Below are 19,930 nucleotides of genomic sequence, written 5' to 3'. Positions count from 1 at the left end.
GGCATGATTCTGACCCTTTTGGGCACCGTGGTGATTGCCGGTATGGTCGGCTGCGCGTCTGAACGCAGCGGCTTCACCAGCAACGGTTACGTGCCTTCAATCATCATTTGCACTGGCGGGGCGTTCCTGTTTTATTTTGTGCGGCTGATGTTCGGCATCGGGTTCAGCGCGCCGGGCTGGAATGCGATTGCCTCCTCCATAGGGGCTTTGGTGATCGTGCCGACCCATTGGCGCAGATAGGGAGGCCGGGATGCCGATAATTGCCCTCATCATCATTGGCGCGGCCGCAGGTTTTCTGGCGACCCGGTTGATGCGGCTTGAAACTGATATCATCACCACTGTTGTGATTGGCATGGCTGGTGCCTTGATCGGCGGGCTGGTGCTGCGTGCTTTGCTGGCGGTCATGGGGTTCATGGCCGGCTTTGCCGGTGCGGTTTTGGGGGCATTGGTGCTGATCTGGCTTTGGCAGCGCTTCCTGCGCAAGTAGTCCCGGCTGAGGCACGCAGGCCACAGCCGGGGGGAGAACGCGCGATTTCTGATTTACCGCGGGCTGAATGAATACGATATCTCAACCGCTGTGCAACGCAGCGGGAAATCGAGACAGAGAGCATTTGCAGATGATACAGGACAGCGGCCACCCCGGAGCGCCGAATGTGGTGGTTGTGACCACTATGAAGGATGAAGGCGCCTATATTCTCGACTGGATCAGCCACTATAAATCGATTGGTGTCAGTGATTTTGTCATCTTCACCAACGAATGTTCCGACCCTACGGACCATATCCTGCGCTGCCTGCACCGGATGGATGTTATCGAACACCGGTTCAGCCGGGTGGTGCGCCGCGGCCCGCACAAAAGCGCGCTGATGTGGGCGGAGTACGAGCCCAAGGTGAACAATGCCGACTGGGTTCTGGTGATCGACGTAGATGAGTATCTGCAGATCAACTCCGGCGACGGCACACTGCCGGGGCTGTTGGCAGAGCGGGCGGATGCCGATGCGGTATCCTTTGTTTGGCGCATCTTCGGCAATTCCGGGGTCGCGACTGTGGACCATCCCCCGGTGCCTCAGGCATTTGTGCTGGCTGAACCTGCGGTGGGGCGTCCGGATGAACACCGGTTCTTCAAGACTGCGTTCCGCAAGAATGGCAAATTCACCCGCATGGGGGTGCACCGCCCTTATCTTGCGGAAACGGGGGGCGGGGTGAACTGGCAGCTTGCCGATGGCACACGCCTGCCGGAGGATGAGGTGGAAGGCGCACTGTACGTGCGCGGCAACTACGGCTATTCCGCCGCGCAGCTTAACCACTATGCACTGCGCTCTCGCGACGGGTTCCTCAACAAGAAAGCGCGCGGCCGGGCGAACCATTTCACCTCCTCCATCGAACCAAGCTACTGGCACAAGTTTGACAGGAATGAAGAAGAAGACCGGCGGCTGGCGGACAATTTCTCAGCCGCGCTGCGAATCAAGGAAGAGCTTCTACAGGATGCCAATCTGCGGGAATACCATGAAATGGCGCAGGTCTGGCACCGTCGACGGGGCCGTAAGGCCAGGATCAGCAAAGACGGCCAGGAACTTCTGAAATCCTTGGGCGAGACCCGCAAAATGGCCTGATTGCGGCACCTTCGCTGGGGGTGACAGGTCCTCGAACCGGTCAGGGCCATTGTGCCTCGGCAAGCAAGCCAAGCGGAGCTGGGTCCAGCGGTTGCACCGACCGCACATTCTTATGAAATGGCCGGGGCCTGAGCCGGCAAAGGCGCCGCCTGCACGCCGTTGTCCTTTCAGCCGTCAAACCCGCAGACATGTCATTACGGCAAACTCGTACCTATGGCTTTCGCAGATAGGCTGCGAGAGGTGCGGATTGTTCCGGCCGCCCAGCCTGGTGTGCCGGATGGGCCGCTTGCCAGTGCGTCTGTGGAAATCTGCCGCGAGGCTGTGTGCGTCGTAAAGTTGCCTTAACTGCGCGGCGGGCGGCCTTTGTAGACTGGCAGGTGCCAGCCGAACAGGATGGACCCTGCCCGCAGGGTCCAGCACACACCGGCGCAGGCCAGCAGGGCAAACCGCACCTCCAGTCCCATCCAAATCATCAAAACAGCGGTGATTGCACCCGCCATGGCGCAGGAGATGTAGAGCTCACCCTGTTTCAGCACCAAGGGCACCTCGTTGCAGACCACGTCGCGCATAAGCCCGCCCATGGTTCCGGTGGCCATGCCCATCAGCACGGTGATCACCGGCGGGCTGTCCAGCGCAATTGCAGCGCCTGTCCCAGCGGGGACAGCCACAGCCAATGCAAAGCTGTCCAGCCATACGACCCAGCGCAACCGGCTCTCCAGCAGATGCGCACAGAGGAATACTGCCACCGCACCGAAGGCCGCAAGCAGGATGTAATTCGGATTGCCGATCCAGAACACCGGATTGCGGTCCAAGAGCAGGTCGCGCAAAGTGCCGCCGCCAAGCGCGGTCAAGCAGGCAACAAAAGCAAAGCCGACGATATCCAGCTGCGCCCGGCTGGCGACCAGTGCACCGGTCAGGGCAAAGACCAGCACCGACGCGTAATCCAGCAGCGCCAGAAACGTCATCCAGCGGCCCTGTTCATCCGGCGCGTCTCTTTTTCTTGAAGGGCGCCATGCCTGCACGCGCCAGTTCATCCGCGTGTTCGTTCTCGGGGTGGCCTGCGTGGCCTTTGACCCATTCCCAAGTCACCTTGTGGCGGCGCTGGGCCTCGTCGAGGCGCTGCCACAATTCGACATTCTTCACCGGTTTCTTGCTGGAGGTTTTCCAACCGTTCTTTTTCCAGCCGAAGATCCAGCCAGTGACGCCGTTCTTCACATAGGCGGAGTCGGTGACCACGGTAATCGTGGACGGCCGCGCCAAGCTTTCAAGCGCATTGATCGCCGCCAGCAACTCCATCCGGTTGTTGGTGGTCTCGGCCTCGCCGCCCTGGAGTTCTTTTTCTTTGACGATAGTGTCACCGTCCATGGCGCGCAGCAGGACGCCCCAGCCGCCGGGGCCGGGATTTCCAGAACAGGCGCCGTCGGTATAAGCAAATAATTCAGGCATGCGCGGTCAGTACTACGAACTCCTCCTGTGTGCCAGCCAGTCCTTTGCCAGCGCCGCGGCGGCTGCCAAGGAGGGTGAAACCGGCACCTTCGAGCTGGCTGCGCAATTCGGCCTCGCTGTAATAGGCATAGAACCGGCCCAGTTCATCGCGGCCTTCGTTCTCGCCCAGTTTCATCGCCAGGCACACTGTTCCGCCTTGGGTCAGTGCCCGGTGGATAGCGGACAGATGGATGGCAAGCTCGGCCCGCGGAACATGCAGCAGGCTGAAATATGCCCAGATGCCGTCAAACACCGCCTCGGCATCCAAGGCTTCAAACCCGGCGACGGTGACCTCTATTCCATGCGCGGTGCGGGCGGCGTCTGCCATTTCCTGCGAGGCATCAAGGGCAGCCACGCGGTAACCCGCGTCCCGAAAATGTGCCGCCCAGTGGCCGGGGCCGCATCCGAGATCCAGCACCGTGCCGTTTTCGGGCAGGCGGGTAGTGAAGGCCAGGAAATCCGCCTGTTCCCCGTTTGCGGAGCTGCCGGCAACCAGTTCGGCGTATTCCGCGGCGCGTTCGTCATAGACGCTGATTGTTCTGTCATCGCTCATCCGGATGTCTCCTTAGCCGCGCTCAGGTGCGTTCTTGCGGCCAGCCGGGCGGCAAGGCCTGCAAAGACGGCGGCAAAACCGTGGCTCATCCACTTCAGCACCCGCTCGCTGTTCAGCAGGTGAGTGCGGCCTTGGCCGAGACCTAGCGCCAGCGTATAGATGACACCGGTGCCGGGTGCGAGAACGACAACAAATGCGGTAATCAAAATGTGCAGCGAAATCATGAATGCGGCTCCAGAAGTATGCCCGGGAGCAGGCATAACACGGTTCGCCCGCGCCGGGTGCGTTTTCTGTCGCCTGGATTGCTCCGGCAGAAGGATTATGCGGGCTGCCGCAATACCCGGGGTACTTTGAACTCCACGGTTTCCACAGCGGTTTCCACCACTTCGACGGTCACCTCATAGCGGGCGCGAAAGGCGTCGATCACTTCGTTGACCAACAGTTCCGGGGCGGAGGCGCCAGCAGTGATGGCAACCGATCCGATGCCTTCCAGCGCGCGCCAGTCGATGTTGTCTGCGCGCTGCACCAGCTGGGCGTAGTCGCAGCCGTTCTTGGCGCCAACCTCGACAAGGCGGCGGGAATTCGAGGAGTTCGGCGCGCCGACCACCAGAAGCGCGTCGGCTTTGGGCGCCACCGATTTCACTGCTTCCTGGCGGTTGGTGGTGGCGTAACAGATGTCTTCTTTGTGCGGGCCGGTGATGTTCGGGAACCGCTGGTGCAGCGCTGTCACGATGCCCTTGGTGTCGTCGACCGACAGGGTGGTCTGGGTGACATAGGCCAGTTGATCAGGGTCGCGCACGTCTACCGTGGCGACGTCCTCGACGGTTTCCACCAGCAGCACCTCGCCGTCGGGCAGCTGCCCCATGGTGCCGATGGTTTCCGGGTGGCCCTTGTGGCCGATCATGATCATTTGCAGGCCGGCTTCAGCGTGGCGCTGGGCTTCGATATGCACCTTGGAGACCAGCGGGCAGGTGGCATCGACATAGACCATCTCGCGGCGGCTGGCCTCAGCCGGAACTGATTTTGGGACCCCGTGGGCGGAAAAGATTACCGGGCGGTCGTTTGGGCATTCATCCAGCTCCTCGACAAACACCGCGCCTTTGTCGCGCAACGAGTCGACCACGAATTTGTTGTGCACGATTTCGTGGCGCACATAGACCGGCGCCCCCCATTTCGCGATCGCCATTTCGACAATCTTGATGGCGCGGTCCACACCGGCGCAAAAACCGCGCGGCGCAGCAAGGTAGAGGGTCAGGGCTGGCTTGGTCATTGGCGTCTCCTTGCGGCCAGAGGTAAGCGGTTCACGCGGCAAGGTCCAGTGCCGGCGGAGTCCCTGCCCATGCGTCGGAAACTTGCCGCGGCGGCGCCAGCATAGAGGCCGGAAAAGCCGCACTGGCAGTAGCAAATGTGTGAAAAAGACAATTGGTGTCTCTGTGAGGCGGAAGTTGCCGCAGCCGTTCAGGCGGTCATGTTCAGGCGCATAGCTTAAATGCAGCTGGATGATCTTTCCATCCAGAACACTGCCGGCCTGCTGATGGCGTCACTCCCGCCAATTCACACAGGGCAAACTGGCTTCCCGCCGCAACCGGATCAATAATCATGCGGAAAAAAGCGCTGTCCGGAATAAGGCGCCGCCCCATCGGGCACCTTGTTCCGGTGGGTTTGCTCAGCCGTGTGCAACTGTAGCCGAACGCGGTTCGCTTTGCTCGCGCGGCGGGCGCCCGATGACGTCGCGCAATTCTTCCAGCTCGATGAAATTGTCGGCCTGGCGGCGCAGATCGTCAGAGATCATCGGCGGCTGGCTGCGGATGGTCGAAACCACCGAGACGCGTACACCCTGGCGCTGCAGGCTGGCGATCAGCGGACGGAAGTCGCCATCACCGGAAAACAGCACGATATGGTCTACCCGCGGGGCCAATTCCATGGCATCGACGGTAAGCTCAATATCCATGTTGCCTTTGACTTTGCGGCGGCCCATGCTGTCGGTGTATTCTTTGGCCGGTTTGGTGACCATGGTGAAGCCGTTGTAATGCAGCCAGTCGACCAGCGGGCGGATCGGTGAATACTCGTCATTCTCCAGCAGGGCAGTGTAATAAAAGGCCCGCAGAAGCTTGCCGCGGCGCATGAATTCTTGCCGCAAAAGCTTATAGTCGATGTCGAACCCAAGCGCCTTAGCTGCGGCGTACAGGTTCGACCCGTCTATGAACAGCGCAAGCCGTTCGTCTTTGTAAAACATAAAATGTTCCTTCCGGTATAACCGTCCCGGCCGGGTGATCCGTGAGTGAGTGCCAGAAATCAGCGAGACGGGTGGACTTAATGTAAGTTATTTGTCATCTGCCGCAAGTATACTGCCATTCTGAAATAGGGTCAAAAATGGCCGGAAATCTGAAAACGTCCCTCATCGCGCTCGGCGGTAACCTGCCTGTGGACGCTGATGCGCCGCAAGCCACTTTGTCAAAGGCTGTTGCCGCTTTGCAATCCGATGATGTTGTCCTGCGCCGCGTCTCACGGTTCTTTCAGACGCCTTGTTTTCCAGCAGGCGCCGGACCGGATTATGTGAATGCTGCAGTTGCGGTTGAGACATCTTTGTCCGCGCCCGCGCTTCTGGCGCGTTTGCATGAGATTGAAGAACAGTTTGCCCGGGTGCGGGAACAACGCTGGGGGATGCGTACGCTTGATCTGGATTTGATTGACCACGGCGGTGCAGTACTGCCGGATGCGGACGGATTTGCCCGCTGGCAGAGGCTGCCGCTGGAGACCCAGATGAAGGAGGCCCCCGGGCAGCTGATCCTGCCGCATCCGCGCCTTCAGGACCGCGCCTTTGTGCTGGTGCCGCTTTGCGATATTGCCCCGCGCTGGCGCCACCCGGTTCTGCAGAAAACCGCTGCTGGGCTGCTGGCGGAATTGCCGCCGGCAGATGTGGCGGAGGTCACGCCGCTGTAAGCCGCGCAATGCGGCGTTTTCCGCTCTTGTCAAGGGAAAGGTTTGGGCGTAAATGTCTGCCTTCTGGACCCGGAATGAATTGGAGAGTCGCTGATGGCCCGCGTGACGGTTGAAGATTGCGTAGACAAGGTGCCCAACCGCTTTGAGCTGGTGATGCTGGCAGCGCATCGCGCCCGCGAAATTTCGGCAGGTGCTCCAATCACCGTGGACCGTGATAACGACAAAAACCCGGTCGTTTCCTTGCGTGAAATCGCTGATGAGACACAAAGCGCAGACGATCTGCGCGAGCGCCTGATCGAAGGCAATCAGACCCAGATTGAGGTCGATGAGCCGGAAGAAGATTCGATGGCTTTGCTGATGGGCGCGGACAACGACAAGCCCGCCGATGACGATATGTCTGAAGAGAAACTGCTGCGCGCGCTGATGGAGGCCCAGGGCCAGGGCTGAGGCGTGCGCTGACGAATTTGAGGCTGCGGACCGGACATGAACTCCCCCGATATTTCCGCTGGAGATCTGCTTGCTCTGGTCCGCAACTACAACCCGAAGACAAATGCGGATAGAATTGCCGAGGCCTATGCATTCGGCGAGCAGATGCATGAAGGGCAATTCCGCCATTCCGGCGAACCCTATTTCACGCATCCGGTTGCCGTCGCAGCCATTCTAACCGAACAGCGCCTGGATGATGCGACGATCATCACCGCGCTGTTGCATGACACCATCGAAGACACCAAGGCCTCCTACGAGGAAGTCACCCGCCGCTTTGGCAATGAGGTGGCGATGCTGGTCGACGGCGTTACCAAATTGACCAACTTGCAGCTCAGCAGCCGCGAGACCAAGCAGGCGGAAAACTTCCGCAAGCTGTTCATGGCGATGTCCAAAGATCTGCGGGTGATCCTGGTCAAGCTTGCCGACCGGCTGCACAACATGCGCACAATCAAGGCGATGCGCCCGGAAAAGCAGGCCCAGAAGGCGCGCGAGACAATGGATATCTATGCGCCTCTGGCGGGCCGCATGGGGATGCAGTGGATGCGCGAGGAGCTGGAGGATCTGGCGTTCCGCGTGCTTAATGCCGAAGGCCGCCAGTCGATCATCCGCCGTTTCGTGACCCTGCAGCGCGAAACAGGCGATGTAATTCACCGGATCACCGGCGACATGCGGCTGGAGCTGGAAAAGGCCGGGATCGAGGCGGAGGTCTTTGGCCGCGCCAAGAAACCCTATTCGATCTGGCGCAAGATGCAGGCCAAGGATCAGGGCTTTTCGCGGCTCTCGGACATCTACGGCTTCCGCGTTATCACCACCTCCGAAGAGGACGCCTACCGCGCGCTTGGGGCGATTCACCAGCGCTGGCGGGCGGTTCCGGGCCGGTTCAAGGATTACATCAGCCAGCCGAAATCCAACGGTTACCGCTCGATCCATACCACGGTTTCAGGCCGGGACGGCAAGCGGGTGGAGGTGCAGATCCGCACCCGGCAGATGCATGACGTGGCCGAAACCGGGGTGGCGGCCCACTGGTCCTATCGCGACGGCGTGCGCTCGGAAAACCCCTTTGCGGTTGACCCGGCCAAATGGATTGCCTCGCTGACCGAGCAATTCGACGCCGAGGATGATCACGACGAATTCCTCGAGGCAGTGAAGCTCGAGATGTATTCCGACCAGGTGTTCTGCTTCACGCCCAAGGGCGATGTGATCAAACTGCCCAAGGGCGCGACGCCGATCGACTTTGCCTATGCCATCCATACCCGCATCGGCCATGCCTGCGTCGGCGCCAAGGTGGACGGGATCCGGGTGCCGCTGTGGACCCGGCTGCGCAACGGCCAGTCTGTGGATGTGATCACCGCCGAGGGCCAGACCCCGCAGTTAAGCTGGCTGGAGATTGCCACCACCGGCAAGGCCCGCACCGCGATCCGCCGCGCTCTGCGCGAGGCGGACCGGGCGCGGTTTGTGAAGCTGGGTCATGAACTGGCACGCTCGGCTTTTGAGCATGTCGGCAAAAAGGCCACCGACAAGGCGCTCGAAACTGCTGCACGTGCCCTGCGAGCGGGCGGGGTGAATGAGCTGCTGGCACGGTTAGGGGCGGCAGAGATCACCGCGCATGACGTGGTGCAATCGGTTTATCCGGAATTGACCACTACTGGCGATGGCGACGAAATCTCTCCGCGCCGGGCCGTGGTCGGCCTGGAGCCGGGGCAGAGCTTTGAGCGTGCGCCTTGCTGCCAGCCGCTGCCGGGCGAACGCATCATCGGCATCACCTACCGCGGCCGCGGGGTGGTGGTGCATTCCGCGGATTGCGACAAGCTGGGCGAGTTTGAGGACCAGCCGGAGCGTTGGATGGATGTGCAGTGGCACAGCGGAACCCATCCGGCGGCTTATGGCACAACATTGGAGCTGACCATCGGCAATGACGCCGGTGTGCTGGGACGCATTTGCACATTGATTGGTGAGAAAAAGGCCAATATCTCGGACCTAGAATTTGTCGACAGGAAACCAGACTTTTACCGGCTTATGATCAATGTGGAACTGCGGGATGTGGAGCAGCTGCACTCGCTGATGCTGACGCTTGAAGCCGAAAGCGATGTTGCCGCGGTGGCGCGGTTCCGTGACAAACCGGAAGAGCGCCATTTTCCGTGATAAGCCGATGAAATTTTGAGCCGGGAACTGGGAAGGACGCACAGCTTTGGTATTCAGGCGCCGGGACAGACGTCCGCCCCTCCGGGCGCTGGCGGATTTTCTCTGGCCGCGTGGCGGCTGGGGAAGGGCGTTCCTGTATGTGAAGCACCGGGTGCGGCGGTTGCCCGATTCGCCTGAACGCATCGCCCGCGGCATCTGGGCCGGGGTGTTCACCACCTTCACGCCCTTTTACGGGCTGCACTTCCTTGTCGCGGCGATCATTTCCCGGCTGATGAATGGCAATATTCTTGCCTCGCTCAGCGCCACCTTCTTTGGCAATCCGCTGACCTATGTGCCGATCGGGGTGGCCTCGCTGCAGACCGGGCACTGGATTCTTGGAACCGAGTTCGACGGGGAAGTCGACAAATCCCTGATGGGCAAGTTTCTGGACGCGGGGGGCGACCTGAAGGACAACCTGTTTGCGCTGTTCCTGGACCAGCCCGCCGACTGGCAGGGGCTGCACCTGTTCTATAACGAGGTTTTCTACCCCTACATGATCGGCGGCATCATTCCGGGGATCATTTCCGCGTCCGTCTGCTATATGCTCAGCCTGCCGGTGATCCGGGTCTACCAGCAGCGCCGCCGGGCCAAGATCAAGGCCAAGTTCGAGGCCATCAAGCAGCGCGCCGAAGTCGACACCGGCTCCTGAGCCGTGGCGCCGGATTGTACCATTATCGCCAGCAGGGTTGCTCTTGCCCGCAGGCTGTCTAGTCTTTGCGTAAAAGCTTTGACTTCAGACGGATGAGACAGCTGCCATGACACAGAACAAATTGCGCTTGGGCGTGAATATCGACCATGTCGCCACAGTGCGCAACGCCCGCGGTGGCGCCTATCCGGACCCGATCCGCGCGGCAAAACTGGCCGAGGAGGCAGGCGCCGACGGTATCACCGCGCATCTGCGCGAAGACCGCCGCCATATCACAGATGCCGATATCGACGGGCTGATGGAGGCGCTTACGGTGCCACTGAATTTTGAGATGGCGGCGACGGAGGAAATGCAAAAAATTGCCCTGCGCCACAAGCCGCACGCGGTTTGCATCGTGCCGGAGAAACGCGAGGAACGCACCACCGAAGGCGGGCTGGAGGTCGCCCGTGAGGAAAACCGCCTGGCCCATTACATCGCACCCCTGCGCGACGCAGGCTGCCGGGTGTCGATCTTCATTGCCGCCGATAGAAAGCAGATCGAAGCCGCGCACCGGATCGGCGCCGAGGTGATCGAACTGCACACCGGCGCCTATTGCGACTATCACGCCGAGGCCAGGTTTAAGGACCGTGACCGCGAATTGGATGCATTGCGCGAGATGTCGGCCTATGCTCATTCGTTAGGGCTTGAAGTGCATGCCGGCCATGGCCTCACCTATGATACCGTAAAACCGGTTGCGGCCTTCCCGGAGGTCAAAGAGCTGAATATCGGCCATTTCCTGATTGGCGAGGCAGTCTTCCGGGGTCTGACCCCGGCAGTGCAGGAAATGCGGCGGATGATGGATCAAGCACGGGAAAAATAAGGCCATGCACGCTAATTTGATCCGCTACGGCCTACTCTGGATGGCTGCCTCAATCGGCATGATGCTTGTGGGGCTGATGCTGGCGCAGTTCGGGGTCGGCATGCCGGCCGGGCTGGCAACGGTTCTGCCGCCGATGTTTGCCGCAGTTCTTGAAGGAATGCGCATCGCGCGGACAATCCGGGTACCGCTGGACGGAAAGTCGGCCTGGGTCAATGCAGCGGCGATGACCGGGGTCGTTGCGCTGCTGACCATCGTTCAACTGCCGCTCTACTGGAACAACCCGGTGATCGCTGAAGCGCGAGTGACCATTCCTGCCCTGTATCTCGCAGGCCTTTTTGTATTGCTGCTGGCGGTCATTCTGATGGTCAACCGTCTGTTTCTGGCGCATGGCATCAAACTGGGGTTGAAACGGCTGGAAGAATGATCCTGGGCGTGGGAACCGATCTGGCCAATATCGAGCGTATCCAGCGCACGCTGGACCGCTTCGGCGACAGGTTCCGCAACCGGGTTTTCACCGAAACTGAACAGCGCAAGGCCGAACGCCGCCGCGACGTGGCGGGCACCTATGCCAAGCGCTGGGCCGCCAAGGAAGCCTGTTCCAAGGCACTGGGCACCGGGCTGCGCATGGGGATCGCCTGGAAGGACATGGCGGTTACCAACCTGCGTACGGGTCAGCCGGTGATGCATGTGACAGGCTGGGCCGCCGAACGCCTTCGCGAAATGACCCCGCCGGCCCATGAAGCGGTGATCCATGTGACTTTGACGGATGACCACCCCTGGGCGCAGGCCTTTGTGGTGATTGAGGCGCGTCCCATGATAGCGAACCTGGCGGAATTGCCCGCCGGAACTTGACTTGGCCCCTTCAGGCCCGCATGTAGCGCCGGACCCTGTTTCCAAACCGGAGAGCCTGATGACGGCCAAAGCAAAGACCGGCAGTTCGATCATTGAGACGGTGAAAACCATCGTCTATGCGCTGCTGATCGCCGGTGTTTTCCGCACCCTCTTTTTTCAGCCCTTTTGGATACCGTCAGGATCGATGAAGGAGACCCTGCTGATCGGGGACTTCCTGTTCGTGAACAAGATGGCCTATGGCTATTCCTATGCTTCCTGCCCCAGCGTGCGCATCCCCGCTGTTGGTTTGAACATAGATGCTAAAAACATCTGCGGCTTTCTGGACGGCGACAATACCCGCCTGATGGGCAGCCAGCCGGAGCGCGGCGATGTGGTGGTGTTCCGCCATCCAGTGAACAGCAACGACTTCATCAAGCGGCTGATCGGTCTGCCGGGTGACAAGATCCAGATGAAGAATGGCGTTCTTTTCATTAATGGCGAACCGGTAAAGCTGCAAGATGCCGGTCAATTCGAGGAAGTGATGGAGCGTCAGGGTCCGCAGGGGTCCTTCCCGCGTTGTGAAAACGCGCCGGTGGGCCAGGGTGCTGTCTGCAATAAGTCGCGCAAACTGGAAACCCTGCCCGGCGGCAATGAACATATTGTTCTCAACATCACCAATCAGGGCATGGATCACACCGGCGTTTATCAAGTGCCGGAAGGTCACTACTTTTTTATGGGCGACAACAGGGATAATTCCTCAGACAGCCGTTTGCCGCAGTCTGCCGGCGGCGTGGGTTTCGTCCCGTTTGAAAACTTGATCGGGCGTGCCGACCGTATCATGTTCTCTTCCGCCGGGCGCTCAATGCTCTATTTCTGGACCTGGCGGAGCGACCGTTTCTTCAAGGGGATCAAGTGAAACTGTCCAAGGAATTGCGCGCGTTTGAAGACCGGATCGGGCATCAGTTTGCCCGGCCCGAATTGTTGCAACGCGCTGTGACACATGCATCTGTGTCGTCGCCGAACCGCAAGGACAACCAGCGGCTGGAGTTTCTGGGTGACCGGGTTCTGGGGCTGGTGATGGCCACCGCTTTGCTGGAGCATGACATGACCGCCACCGAGGGCCAGCTGGCGCCGCGCTTTAATGCGCTGGTGCGCAAGGAGGCCTGCGCTGATGTTGCTGCGGAAATCGACTTGGGTGCGGTTCTGAAACTGGGCCGGTCGGAAATGATGTCTGGCGGCCGGCGCAAGCAGGCGCTGCTGGGGGATGCGATGGAAGCGGTGATTGCCGCGGTTTACAAGGACGCAGGCTTTGAGGCCGCGGCTGAGATGATCCTGCGGCTGTGGGGCTCCCGTGTTCATCAGGTCGAAAGCGACGCACGCGACGCCAAGACTTCGCTGCAGGAATGGGCGCAGGCGCGCGGTCAGAACCCGCCGGCCTATGTCGAACTGTCCCGCAGCGGCCCGGATCACGCACCGGTCTTCACCATCGCAGCGCGGCTTCAGGACGGGACCCAAGCACAGGCCACTGCCGGTTCCAAGCGGCAGGCCGAACAGGCCGCTGCAAAGGCGCTGCTGACGCGGCTCGGATAAGCTCTCAGGTCACGCGGATACAGCCCGCGTGACCTGTTGTCTAATGTTCGGTCACATGGCAGTGGACCGTCAGACCGCGCGGATTGCCAGCCACCATCGCGATCTCGGCTACTTGTTGTTCAACGGCAGCATGGAAATCGGCCACCAGCGGCGGAAACCTGCGCAGGTTTGAACGGATCGGGGTAAAGCCCAGTCCGGGAAGGTGGACCAAATGCAGGTTTGGCGCCCCATTCCTAAGCCGCTGAACATGGCACTCACTGCGTTCCGCCAGGGCCATCAGCCCGGTGCCCCTGGCGGCGTCCCCGGCCCAGGTCAGAAGGTGGATTTTGCGGTGCCAATGCCCGCAGGAGAAAGCCAAACCGCCGATATGCCGTCAGCTCTTCCAGGCCTGCCATCCCGCACCATGGCGCCGCTGCGATCCGTTGGTGCATCGGCTTGCCTTGCATGCCGTAAAGAGCCGGTGGCGGGGCGTCTGGCGGCAAACTCGCCAGCCCTTCGGCGGGGTTCCCGCGCAAGGCTAAGCGGGCAGTCTGAATGGTGAGCTGTTGCGCGGCAGCGGATGCAGTGCCCAAAGAGGCGGCACCCATCACTTCTGCGGTTGCGGCCGATCCCAGCCGAAGATCACCGTGTTTCGCTGGAAACCTTTCCAAAGCGCAATTGCCGTGAACTGCCTGGCACGCGGACTGGCTTGGCGCCGCGCTTGTCACATGGGATCTGCCGCAGGTCTTTGACATTCGGCAAGGTTATGTGAAGGTAGGCAAAGCCCGCTTGAAAACGCCTCTGGCCCCTGTGGGTAAAATCCTGTAGGGGGTCTGCTCTGCAAACAGGACCTGTATTGATGACCACACGCGCCGGATTCGTTGCCCTGATCGGAGAGCCCAACGCGGGCAAATCGACCCTTCTGAATCGTATGGTCGGGGCGAAGGTCTCGATCGTGACCCATAAGGTTCAGACCACGCGCACACGGATCCGCGGCGTGGCAATGGAGGGCGAAGCGCAGATTGTTTTTGTCGACACCCCCGGCTTGTTCCGCCCACGCCGCCGCCTGGATCGGGCAATGGTCGCGGCAGCCTGGGGCGGGGCGGCAGATGCCGACGTGGTGGTGCTGATGGTCGAGGCGCACCGGGGCATCACCGAAGGCGTGGAAACCATTCTAGAGGGGCTTGTGGAAATCGGCAGCGGCCGGACAGTGGCACTTGCCATTAACAAAATCGACAAAGTGCCGGCAGAAACACTGCTGGGCCTCGCCGAGGACTTGAACAGCCGCTACGGTTTTGCCGAAACTTTCATGATCTCTGCGGAACGCGGCCATGGCGTCGACGACCTGCGTCAGTGGCTGGCCGGCAAGCTGCCGGAAAGCCCCTGGCTTTACCCCGAGGATCAGATAGCCGACTTGCCGATGCGGATGATCGCAGCGGAAATGACCCGTGAAAAACTGACGTTGCGCCTGCACCAGGAACTGCCCTACCAGCTGACGGTTGAAACCGAGAATTGGGAAGAACGCAAAGATGGATCTGCCCGGGTGGATCAACTGATCTATGTGGTGCGCGACGGGCATAAGGGCATTGTCCTGGGCAAGCGGGGCGAGACGATCAAAGCGGTCTCTCAGGCGGCCCGCGCCGAGCTGGAAGAATTCCTGGACCGCAAAGTGCATCTGTTCCTGCAAGTGAAGGTCCGTCCCAACTGGCTGGAAGAATCCGAGCGTTATTCCGAAATGGGCCTCGACTTCAAAGACGGCAACTGAAGCTGTTTATGCGTTTCACCTTTGTAAAAATACTCCCGCCGGAGGCTCCCGTGGTTGCAACCGGCGGCATCGCCGGAAGACGCGCAGCATGACCCGCCTTGCTGCCGAATTCTGGGTGCAGGCCTATTTGGCCCGGCTGCGGCTGATGGACATTCCTGCCTTTGTTACCTCGCATGGGGATGACACAGCTGGTGCAGTGCTGGTCAAACTCAACACGCTGGATGGTCAGGCGCGTGCCTTTCACCGGACTTATGATCTGATGAACGGTGTGCGCAAATGGGATGAACTGGCTGCAGGCGCAGAAACTGAGGTCGACACTTCCATCCAGCGCCAGCGCGGGTTCGACCCGGACCTTTGGGTGATCGAGGTCGAAGACCGTGCCGGCCGCCATCTGCTGAACGAACCAGGGCTGGAGTGATTCCGCCGCTTGCAGGTTCCGCTGCAATGCGCTCTGCTGCGGCGGTCTGGATGACTGGGAGGCCCGCTGTTGGAATGGCGTGATCATGGCATATTGCTTTCGATGCGCCGGCATGGCGAAAATTCAGCTATCATCGATGTCTTCACCAAAGCGCATGGCCGCCACGCGGGCATGGTGCGCGGCGGTGCCAGCCGCAAGCTTGCTCCGGTACTGCAGCCCGGAGCCCAGCTGGATGTGGCTTGGCGGGCGCGGCTGGAGGACCACCTAGGCAGCTATCATGCAGAACTTTTGCGCAGCCGGGCCGCAGCTGCGATGTCAGGGCGGCTGGCGCTGGCAGGGCTGAATACGGTGACAGCGCTGCTGTCCTTCTGCCTGCCTGAACGCGAACCGCATCCTGAGCTCTATACCCGCAGTGAACAGTTGCTGGATCTGTTGGGCAATGAAGAGCTTTGGCCGCTTGCCTTTCTTCGCTGGGAGTTGGGGCTGCTGGAGGAAATGGGCTTTGGGCTTGATCTGACAGCCTGTGCGGTCACCGGGGCGCGGAACAGGCTGGAATTTGTCTCCCCCAAATCGGGCCGGGCTGTTTCACGTGAAGGCGCCGGGGAGTGGGCAGACCGGCTGCTGCCCTTGCCCCCGGTGATGCTGGGGGAAGGCGATGCCGGAGATGCGGAAATCCTGCAGGCGCTGCGCACCACCGGCTATTTTCTGGAGTCCCATCTTGCGCCGTCGCTGGGCAACCGGCCGCTGCCCGAGGCGCGCGGAAGGCTGATGCATCTGCTCAGCCGCCGGCCGTGAACAGCATCTCGTGTCCCTGGTCGTTGCTGGGGATCAGCACGTCACCGGAAACCTCGGCCAGCGTCATATCCCGCAGGGCTTGCCGGAATGCGGTTTCGGCTGCAAGGTCAGGACAGGCTGCGCCCGGAAATGGAAAGTGACGTCTCCCGCCCGCCGCGGCGGCATTGTGAATGCCTTGCGCCCGTTGGGCATAGCGCCGCGCAATGCGCGGCGCGGGCCGGACCGAGCAGGAAAACGCTGTTGCGCCGTGCGCAGTACGGTGCCCGGCCCAATGCAGAAGGTGCATTCCTTGAATGCGTCTGAAGGGGCGGGAGCCGCCATTTAATTTGCCTGAATGATTTGGGCCACTCTTCGGCCGATTTCGTTGCTGGCCTTGACCGATGGGTGGATCATGTCCAGCGCATGATAAGACCGGTCGCCAAAGGGCACCATGTCCCTGAGCGACAGGAAGTGAATGCCCTCGTCCAGCTCCGCCAACCGTTCGATGCGGGCTTCCAGCTCGTTTCCCTCGTCGCGGCAGTGTTCAATCAGCGAGCCGGTTCCGGGGCTGCGCAGATAGCCAAGATAGATCACCTTGGCGCCGGTCGCACGCAATTCCGACAGCATTCCGGGAATCGCGCCCGCGCGCCCGTCCTTAGAGACCAGTTTGTCCAGTTTGCGGTTGCAGGCAAAACAGCCGCAGCCGAGCCATAGGTCATTGCCGCCGCCGTTCACAATCACCCAGTCCCAATTGCCGGGCTGGTACTGTTTGCGGATCTGCATGCCGGCCGCACCGGAAACCGGCAGCTTGTAGATGATGCGCGCGGCAGAAACGGAGCGGTCGACCACCGGTTCCTGCAGTTCCCGCGCCACGGTGTCGGAGATGGATTTCCCGGCCAGGCTGTGCCAGGCCAGCAGCGAATCCCCGATTGCCAGGATGCGGGGGGCGTGCTCCGACGGAACGGCAGAAGCACAGGCGGAAATCAGCAGGAGCAGCGGGAACAGGAAGAGGCGCAAACGTGTCATGTCCTCTTATTAACCAAGAATCGTGAAGGTGCGAACAACCCGGATTGGAAATAGTCCAGTTCCGGGCGTTCATTGCAAACAGGCCGCATTCCGAGGGGCATTTTAGGGAAATGGGAAAGCCCGGCGCAAGCGCCGGGCCAGAAGGGGTACGTTCGCAGCTGGGGACTGAAGCAGGTTAACCCAGCAGGCGGCGGGCGATGACCTGAGCCTGAATTTCCGCAGCCCCTTCAAAAATATTGAGGATCCGGGCGTCACAAAGAACGCGTGAGATCTTGTATTCCAGCGCAAAGCCATTGCCGCCGTGGATCTGCAGTCCGTTGTCCGCAGCAGCCCAAGCAACGCGCGCACCCAGCAGCTTGGCCATTCCGGCCTCCAGGTCGCAGCGGTGGCCGTGGTCCTTTTCCCAGGCCGAGAAATAGGTCAGCTGGCGGGCGATCATGATCTCCACCGCCATCATCGCCAGCTTTCCCGAGACCCGCGGGAAGTTAATCAGAGATTTTCCGAACTGCTTGCGGTCCTGCGCGTATTGCATGGCGATATCCAGCGCCGACTGGGCCACGCCAATGGCACGGGCCGCCGTCTGGATCCGGGCGGATTCAAAGGTCTCCATCAGCTGCTTGAAGCCCCTGTTCTCCTCGCCGCCCAAGAGGTTTTCACCCTTTACGTGGAAGTTGTCGAAGCCCAGTTCGTATTCCTTCATGCCGCGGTAACCGAGCACTTCGATCTCACCGCCGGTCATGCCTTCGGTCGGGAACGGGGCCTCATCGGTGCCGGGTGTCTTTTCCGCCAGGAACATCGACAACCCGCGGTGGTCGGTTGTATCCGGATCGGTGCGCGCCAGCAGGGTCATCACATGGGTTCGGGCAGCGTGGGTGATCCAGGTCTTGTTGCCAGTCACTTTGTAGTCGCCGTTCTCGTCCTTCACCGCGCGGGTGCGCAAAGATCCGAGGTCGGAACCGGTATTCGGCTCGGTGAAGACAGCAGTGGGCAGGATCTCGGCGCTGGCCAGCTTCGGCAGCCAGTTTGCCTTCTGTTCGTCAGTACCGCCGCAGAGGATCAACTCGGCCGCGATTTCCGAACGGGTGCCCAGCGAGCCAACACCGATATAGCCGCGCGACAGTTCTTCGGATACCACCACCATTGAGGCTTTGGACAGGCCGAAACCGCCGTATTCCTCGGGGATAGTCAGGCCGAATACGCCCATCTCCGCCAGCTCTTCGATCACCGACAGCGGAATCAGCTCATCCTTTAGATGCCAGTCATGGGCGTGCGGTTCGACCTTTTCAACCGCATAGCGGCGGAACTGGTCGCGGATCATTTCCAGTTCTTCTTCCAGCCCGGAAGTGCCGAACATGGTGGCTCCTGCCTGCGCCTCCATCAGCTCTACCAGACGGGTGCGTGCGGCCTGGCTGTTGCCCTGCTCGCAGAGCACCATCACTGCGGGCACCATCAGCCCGCTCTGGGCGTCCTGGGAAAGGCCCAGATCCTGCAGGCGGATAATCTCGCCTTGGTTCATCTGGATGCCGCCATAGACCTGCGACAGGTATTCGCCAAAGCCGATTTGATGGATCAGTTGTTCCATTTCGCCGAACTTGCCTTCACCTAGCAGCTTCTCGGCCCATTTCTGCATCTGCCGCAGGCTGTAGACATAGGTTGCAAGCCATGACAGCCCGTGTGCAGCCACCTGGTTCTCCTCGACCAGGCGGCCGGAGACACGGCCATCTTCGCTCACCATGTCTCTGACCGAGGCGCGGGCGGCCTCAAGCAGCTGGTTCAGAGGTTCCAGGGATGCGGCGGTCAGCGCCAGCAGGTCGGGGATGAGTGTCGGTTTCATATGCAAGTCCTGTCCGTCGTGGGCCATGAATCAGATCCTTTTCCGGTCGCTCGGTGGTAAATCATTTTGCAGGTGCAGCGCAACAAAAATACTCCTTGCTGCGGCATTTGGATCAAATCTTGCGCGTACATTTTGCCAGTGCAGCACGCTGCGGATGTGGTAGATCGGGTATATGACAGCATTCTTTTTTCTCATTTCCCCGGCAGAGCTGGCAGCGGCCTTTGGCATTGCATTGCTGGCGGGCACGGTCAAAGGCCTGATCGGTTTTGCCATGCCTATGATCTTCATCTCCGGTCTCAGCGTGTTTCTGCAGCCTGACCTGGCGTTGGCTGGGCTGATTCTTCCGACACTGGTGGCCAACGGGATGCAGGCGCTGCGTCAAGGACCGCGGGCCGCGATAGGCTCGATCCGGAAATTCCGGGTGTTTCTGCTGACGGGGCTGTTGTGCATGCTGCTGAGCGCTCAGTCCGTGCGCCTGTTGCCGCAGCAAGCACTGCTGCTGGCAATCGGGGTGCCGGTCACGGGATTTGCCTTGCTCCAGCTGATGGGAAAGACATTCTCTATCCGCAAGCCAACCCGCCGCAGCGAAGCTGCCGTGGGCGGGGTCGCCGGGCTTATTGGCGGGGTTTCCGGGATTTGGGGGCCGCCGACGGTTGCCTACCTGACTGCGCTCGGCACTGAAAAGACAGAGCAAATCCGCGTTCAGGGAGTGATCTACGGCCTTGGAGCCGTGGCGTTGCTGGCGGCGCATATCGGCTCAGGTGTGATGCGGGCGGATACTGCACCGTTCTCGCTGGCACTGATTGTGCCGGCCGTGGCAGGCATGTGGGTGGGCGGGCAGCTGCATGACCGGATCGACCAAGTGCTGTTCCGCCGTGCAACGCTGGTGGTTCTGCTGATTGCAGGGGTGAATCTGCTGCGCCGCGGCTTGCTGATGTGATCAGGGGCTG

General features: G+C 60.9%; 25 protein-coding genes and 1 pseudogene. 16 read left to right on the top strand and 10 right to left on the bottom strand.

Annotated features, from left to right (window positions below; all coding sequences use genetic code 11):
• The first annotated feature begins 3 nt into the window (after positions 1 to 3).
• From AC0KW6_RS16545 to AC0KW6_RS16535, 3 genes are all read left to right on the top strand, one after another.
• Positions 4 to 240 (top strand): hypothetical protein, encoded by a 237-nt coding sequence (locus AC0KW6_RS16545; RefSeq protein ID WP_474035428.1) that lies wholly within the window; start codon positions 4 to 6, stop codon positions 238 to 240.
• 10 nt (positions 241 to 250) lie between these two features.
• On the top strand, positions 251 to 487 hold the full coding sequence (locus tag AC0KW6_RS16540) for a GlsB/YeaQ/YmgE family stress response membrane protein (protein ID WP_323782799.1): 237 nt from the start codon (positions 251 to 253) through the stop codon (positions 485 to 487).
• A gap of 130 nt (positions 488 to 617) precedes the next feature.
• Entirely contained in the window at positions 618 to 1,610 is a 993-nt protein-coding gene (locus AC0KW6_RS16535; protein ID WP_474035427.1) for a glycosyltransferase family 2 protein, read from the top strand.
• A gap of 341 nt (positions 1,611 to 1,951) precedes the next feature.
• Here AC0KW6_RS16535 and AC0KW6_RS16530 read toward each other — a convergent pair whose 3' ends face one another.
• From AC0KW6_RS16530 to AC0KW6_RS16505, 6 genes and pseudogenes are all read right to left on the bottom strand, one after another.
• A complete protein-coding gene (locus AC0KW6_RS16530; protein WP_323782794.1) occupies positions 1,952 to 2,575 on the bottom strand; it encodes a trimeric intracellular cation channel family protein in 624 nt (207 codons plus the stop codon).
• A 13-nt stretch (positions 2,576 to 2,588) separates the two neighbouring features.
• Positions 2,589 to 3,056, bottom strand: coding sequence for a ribonuclease HI (gene rnhA / locus AC0KW6_RS16525; RefSeq protein WP_323782790.1), 468 nt, complete (start codon positions 3,054 to 3,056; stop codon positions 2,589 to 2,591).
• Positions 3,049 to 3,648, bottom strand: a complete 600-nt coding sequence (locus tag AC0KW6_RS16520) for a class I SAM-dependent DNA methyltransferase (protein ID WP_323782787.1) — start codon at positions 3,646 to 3,648, stop codon at positions 3,049 to 3,051. Before AC0KW6_RS16520 ends, rnhA begins: the two co-directional genes overlap by 8 nt.
• Before the next feature lie 14 nt (positions 3,649 to 3,662).
• Positions 3,663 to 3,872: pseudogene (locus AC0KW6_RS16515) on the bottom strand (LysE family translocator); the annotation flags it as partial.
• Positions 3,873 to 3,967: 95 nt separating this feature from the next.
• The gene (gene ispH, locus AC0KW6_RS16510) at positions 3,968 to 4,918 is read right to left on the bottom strand and encodes a 4-hydroxy-3-methylbut-2-enyl diphosphate reductase (RefSeq protein ID WP_323782784.1); all 951 of its coding nucleotides are present in this window, start codon (positions 4,916 to 4,918) and stop codon (positions 3,968 to 3,970) included.
• 396 nt (positions 4,919 to 5,314) lie between these two features.
• A complete protein-coding gene (locus AC0KW6_RS16505; protein ID WP_474035426.1) occupies positions 5,315 to 5,884 on the bottom strand; it encodes a LabA-like NYN domain-containing protein in 570 nt (189 codons plus the stop codon).
• 137 nt (positions 5,885 to 6,021) lie between these two features.
• Here AC0KW6_RS16505 and folK point away from each other — a divergent pair, with 137 nt between their 5' ends.
• From folK to rnc, 9 genes are all read left to right on the top strand, one after another.
• Positions 6,022 to 6,591, top strand: coding sequence for a 2-amino-4-hydroxy-6-hydroxymethyldihydropteridine diphosphokinase (gene folK, locus AC0KW6_RS16500; RefSeq protein ID WP_323776198.1), 570 nt, complete (start codon positions 6,022 to 6,024; stop codon positions 6,589 to 6,591).
• A gap of 93 nt (positions 6,592 to 6,684) precedes the next feature.
• Positions 6,685 to 7,038 carry a DNA-directed RNA polymerase subunit omega gene (rpoZ, locus tag AC0KW6_RS16495; protein WP_024088478.1) on the top strand — a complete coding sequence of 118 codons (354 nt, stop codon included), beginning with the start codon at positions 6,685 to 6,687 and terminating at the stop codon, positions 7,036 to 7,038.
• 36 nt (positions 7,039 to 7,074) lie between these two features.
• Positions 7,075 to 9,219, top strand: coding sequence for a RelA/SpoT family protein (locus AC0KW6_RS16490; protein WP_323776197.1), 2,145 nt, complete (start codon positions 7,075 to 7,077; stop codon positions 9,217 to 9,219).
• A gap of 46 nt (positions 9,220 to 9,265) precedes the next feature.
• On the top strand, positions 9,266 to 9,907 hold the full coding sequence (locus AC0KW6_RS16485) for a DUF2062 domain-containing protein (RefSeq protein ID WP_323776196.1): 642 nt from the start codon (positions 9,266 to 9,268) through the stop codon (positions 9,905 to 9,907).
• Positions 9,908 to 10,013: 106 nt separating this feature from the next.
• Positions 10,014 to 10,763: a pyridoxine 5'-phosphate synthase gene (locus AC0KW6_RS16480; RefSeq protein WP_323776195.1), complete on the top strand. Its 750-nt coding sequence runs from the start codon at positions 10,014 to 10,016 to the stop codon at positions 10,761 to 10,763.
• Between the two features lie 4 nt (positions 10,764 to 10,767).
• The gene (locus AC0KW6_RS16475; RefSeq protein ID WP_323776194.1) at positions 10,768 to 11,187 is read left to right on the top strand and encodes an ABZJ_00895 family protein; all 420 of its coding nucleotides are present in this window, start codon (positions 10,768 to 10,770) and stop codon (positions 11,185 to 11,187) included.
• A complete protein-coding gene (gene acpS / locus AC0KW6_RS16470) occupies positions 11,184 to 11,615 on the top strand; it encodes a holo-ACP synthase (RefSeq protein ID WP_323776193.1) in 432 nt (143 codons plus the stop codon). Before AC0KW6_RS16475 ends, acpS begins: the two co-directional genes overlap by 4 nt.
• 58 nt (positions 11,616 to 11,673) lie before the next feature.
• Entirely contained in the window at positions 11,674 to 12,510 is an 837-nt protein-coding gene (gene lepB / locus AC0KW6_RS16465; RefSeq protein ID WP_323776192.1) for a signal peptidase I, read from the top strand.
• Positions 12,507 to 13,184: a ribonuclease III gene (gene rnc / locus AC0KW6_RS16460; RefSeq protein ID WP_323776191.1), complete on the top strand. Its 678-nt coding sequence runs from the start codon at positions 12,507 to 12,509 to the stop codon at positions 13,182 to 13,184. The genes lepB and rnc overlap by 4 nt, the downstream gene beginning before the upstream one ends.
• 40 nt (positions 13,185 to 13,224) lie before the next feature.
• On the opposite strand, the gene AC0KW6_RS16455 is transcribed toward rnc, so the two are convergent.
• Positions 13,225 to 13,542 (bottom strand): cupredoxin domain-containing protein, encoded by a 318-nt coding sequence (locus AC0KW6_RS16455; protein WP_474035425.1) that lies wholly within the window; start codon positions 13,540 to 13,542, stop codon positions 13,225 to 13,227.
• Between the two features lie 480 nt (positions 13,543 to 14,022).
• Between AC0KW6_RS16455 and era the strand changes: the two genes are divergently transcribed.
• The 3 genes from era (at position 14,023) to recO (ending at position 16,141) form a co-directional block, all read left to right on the top strand.
• Positions 14,023 to 14,928, top strand: a complete 906-nt coding sequence (gene era, locus AC0KW6_RS16450; RefSeq protein WP_323776189.1) for a GTPase Era — start codon at positions 14,023 to 14,025, stop codon at positions 14,926 to 14,928.
• 88 nt (positions 14,929 to 15,016) lie between these two features.
• Complete coding sequence (locus tag AC0KW6_RS16445) at positions 15,017 to 15,346, top strand: DUF1491 family protein (protein WP_323776188.1); 330 nt, start codon at positions 15,017 to 15,019, stop codon at positions 15,344 to 15,346.
• A gap of 69 nt (positions 15,347 to 15,415) precedes the next feature.
• Entirely contained in the window at positions 15,416 to 16,141 is a 726-nt protein-coding gene (recO, locus tag AC0KW6_RS16440) for a DNA repair protein RecO (RefSeq protein WP_474035424.1), read from the top strand.
• 321 nt (positions 16,142 to 16,462) lie between these two features.
• Here the strand turns inward: recO and AC0KW6_RS16435 are convergent, their stop codons facing one another.
• The 3 genes from AC0KW6_RS16435 to AC0KW6_RS16425 form a co-directional block, all read right to left on the bottom strand.
• Positions 16,463 to 17,137, bottom strand: coding sequence for an SGNH/GDSL hydrolase family protein (locus tag AC0KW6_RS16435; protein WP_474035451.1), 675 nt, complete (start codon positions 17,135 to 17,137; stop codon positions 16,463 to 16,465).
• A 184-nt stretch (positions 17,138 to 17,321) separates the two neighbouring features.
• Positions 17,322 to 19,007: an acyl-CoA dehydrogenase family protein gene (locus AC0KW6_RS16430; protein ID WP_323776186.1), complete on the bottom strand. Its 1,686-nt coding sequence runs from the start codon at positions 19,005 to 19,007 to the stop codon at positions 17,322 to 17,324.
• A 3-nt stretch (positions 19,008 to 19,010) separates the two neighbouring features.
• Positions 19,011 to 19,253, bottom strand: a complete 243-nt coding sequence (locus AC0KW6_RS16425; RefSeq protein WP_474035453.1) for a hypothetical protein — start codon at positions 19,251 to 19,253, stop codon at positions 19,011 to 19,013.
• Between AC0KW6_RS16425 and AC0KW6_RS16420 the strand changes: the two genes are divergently transcribed.
• The gene (locus tag AC0KW6_RS16420; protein ID WP_474035423.1) at positions 19,153 to 19,920 is read left to right on the top strand and encodes a TSUP family transporter; all 768 of its coding nucleotides are present in this window, start codon (positions 19,153 to 19,155) and stop codon (positions 19,918 to 19,920) included. The two genes, AC0KW6_RS16425 and AC0KW6_RS16420, sit on opposite strands and share 101 nt — an antisense overlap.
• Positions 19,921 to 19,930: the final 10 nt, after the last annotated feature.

The organism is Leisingera sp. SA215 (assembly GCF_055902035.1).
Note: the sequence above shows the minus strand (reverse complement) of the source record. Positions and strands in the feature narration are given on the sequence as shown.